We start from the raw sequence: 2,595 nt of genomic DNA, 5'->3' as shown, positions 1-2,595 counted from the left end.
AAAGAAACTTGCCTTCAAAACACCCAATGAAGTATTCTTCAACACAATTGAAAGGTTAACTGTTGCACTTGGAACTTGAATCCGGGATTTGAAAAAAAGTGAAGACTCTACACAATCATTGTTGAACTAAGCGCTGCGTCGCAGCGCAGGTCAGGTAAAGCTCTTCATACATTTCAGATATAGCATACTTCCTTCCGGGACGTAATACAGCGTTCCTGTAACAATGGGAGGATGCTATGACCACATTAAGACAAAGGATGATCGAGGATCTTCAGCTTGCTGGGATGAGTGAAAGAACTCAGGATTCATATGTTAGAGCGGTTCGGCAGCTTGCAGATTACTACGATAGATCTCCAGACAGGATAGATGAGAAAGAAATACGCTCGTACTTTCTTTACGCGAAAAATGAGAAGAAATGGTCCCGTTCAACATTCAAGGTAGCCATCTGTGGGATCAAGTTCTTTTGGGAACATACACTGAAACGTGACTGGTCGATCGTAGGGCTTTTGCGTCCTGAGAAAAGAAAGAAGCTTCCAGTCATCCTGTCCCGCAGGGAAGTTATTCTCATCATGAAGCAGCTCAAATATCCTCACCATCGAGTATGTCTTGAAACGATATATTCTCTTGGACTCCGTGTAAAGGAAGCTGTCAAACTGCAGGTCTGTGACATTGACAGAGATCAGATGGTCGTTCATATCCGGTATGGAAAAGGTGGCAGGGATCGTTACATACCTTTGCCCATGCGTACGCTTCAATTGCTGCGCGAGTTCTGGCTGCTGCACCGGAATGATGTATGGTTGTTTCCCAAAGTTCAGAAAATACGTGACGGGAAATATGGCTATCGCATATCAGACCCTGCTCAAGAGCCATTCTGTGTAAGCGTTATACAGAAAGCGTTCAAAAAAGGGTTGAAGGATAGCGGGATCAATAAGAAAGCTCATGTTCACACACTTCGGCACTCATATGCTACCCATTTGCTGGAGGCTGGTGTAAATCTGCGGCAGATCCAAGCGAATCTTGGACATAAGAGTCCCTCAACCACAGCGATCTATACACATTTGACTGATGCATCAGCAATAGTAGTCCGAAAATCCCTTGACGAGATTATGAGAGATCTTCCCTGAACTGAGGGATCATGGTCGAGATGGCGGATATCTTCCGCCAATACAAGGATGATTATCTCAGGCAATTCGGTGAGCGAATTATCCCGAGCCACAGGAGAGCAATATATGACATCATATCCTGCCGGACACCTGAACTTGGTGGTAACATTTTTGTCTGCCCTTCCTGCGGCGAGAAGCGGTACAGTTACCATTCCTGCGGTAACCGGCATTGTCCCAAGTGCGGCAACGATGATGCGACAAGGTGGGTGGAAAAACAGTCAGCCCGTATTCCTGAAGTACCATGCTTCCTTCTTACCTTTACTCTTCCCCATGAACTGAACGAAGTTGTCAGAAGTCATCAGAAGGATTGTTACAATCTTCTGTTCCAATCTTCAGCCAACTCTGTGAAAAAGCTCGCAGATGATCCCCGCCACCTGGGTGCGCAGCCGGGTATGCTTGGTGTTCTGCATACATGGGGGCGCAATCTCTCATACCATTCCCATGTTCATTACCTGGTTCCCGGCGGCGGGATCAACAAGAACGGTAACTGGGTCTGGTCCCCCTGCAAAGAGTTCTTCCTGCCGGTACAGGCGTTATCACCGATCTATCGAGCAAAATTCCGGGATGGAATGAAGGCTCTCGGGCTCTATGACGCAGTTCCTGAAGAAGTATGGAAGAAGGACTGGGTTGTTCACTGCGAATCAGTTGGCAGAGGACCTGAGGCGATCAGGTATCTCTCACGCTATATCTACCGTGTTGCCATAACGAATAATTGTATAATCTCGCTTGTTGATGACAAAGTAACGTTCAAGTATCAACCGGTGGATACAAAGGACTGGAAGTATATGACGCTTCCGGCTACTGTCTTCATGGCTCGCTTCCTTCAGCATATTTTGCCAAGGGGCTTCTGCAAGGTGCGTTACTACGGATATCTCCATCAGCGCTGTACCGATAAGCTCAATTCAATACGGGCTCAGCTGGAATTACCACCGGTAATCATTCCTCCTGAAAAGCCTAAGAAGTATTACTGCCGTCATTGCGGTACAGAACTGATGTCTGGTAACGCTCTGGAAAGAATGAGAGCCCCGCCGTGACCCTGATTATTCAACGCTTTATCAGCCAGTCCAGACTGCTTAGTACCTTCACGAAGCGGCATAGTACTGGTCTACGCAAAACCAGCATACCTCTCGTTCAGATGAGTACAGCAACTGCCAGATACACAGAAACCAGTTTAAATCGTAAATATCCGACCGGTTACTTCACTGTTGTTGACCCAGGTCACAACAAAACACATACTAATCGCCGTAAATAGAAATTGCAAAGACTACAAAACAGCGCTTAATTCAACAAGGATTGTAGCGCATCAAGTGCGCTACAAATCCTTAATTCGTTATGCAATAGAAATACAAAGGAGACACATGCAGAAGTATTTAGTAAAAATCTTGGAATGTCCTAAATGTCACGGCAAACTAGACTGGAATATTACCGAGCA

Annotated in this window: 2 protein-coding genes; both read left to right on the top strand. The window is 46.0% G+C overall.

Annotation, left to right across the window (positions count from 1 at the left end; genetic code table 11):
• Nucleotides 1-236 precede the first annotated feature (236 nt).
• Nucleotides 237-1,124: a site-specific integrase gene (locus K8S15_13515; protein MCD4777054.1), complete on the top strand. Its 888-nt coding sequence runs from the start codon at nucleotides 237-239 to the stop codon at nucleotides 1,122-1,124.
• Between the two features lie 11 nt (nucleotides 1,125-1,135).
• Nucleotides 1,136-2,197 carry a transposase gene (locus tag K8S15_13510; protein ID MCD4777053.1) on the top strand — a complete coding sequence of 354 codons (1,062 nt, stop codon included), beginning with the start codon at nucleotides 1,136-1,138 and terminating at the stop codon, nucleotides 2,195-2,197.
• The last annotated feature ends 398 nt before the right edge of the window (nucleotides 2,198-2,595 follow it).

Source organism: Candidatus Aegiribacteria sp., assembly GCA_021108005.1.
In the GTDB taxonomy this organism is placed as follows: Bacteria; Fermentibacterota; Fermentibacteria; order Fermentibacterales; family JCC-6; genus Aegiribacteria.
The sequence above is the reverse complement of the archived record's forward strand: the minus strand, read 5'-3'. Positions and strand labels throughout refer to the sequence as shown.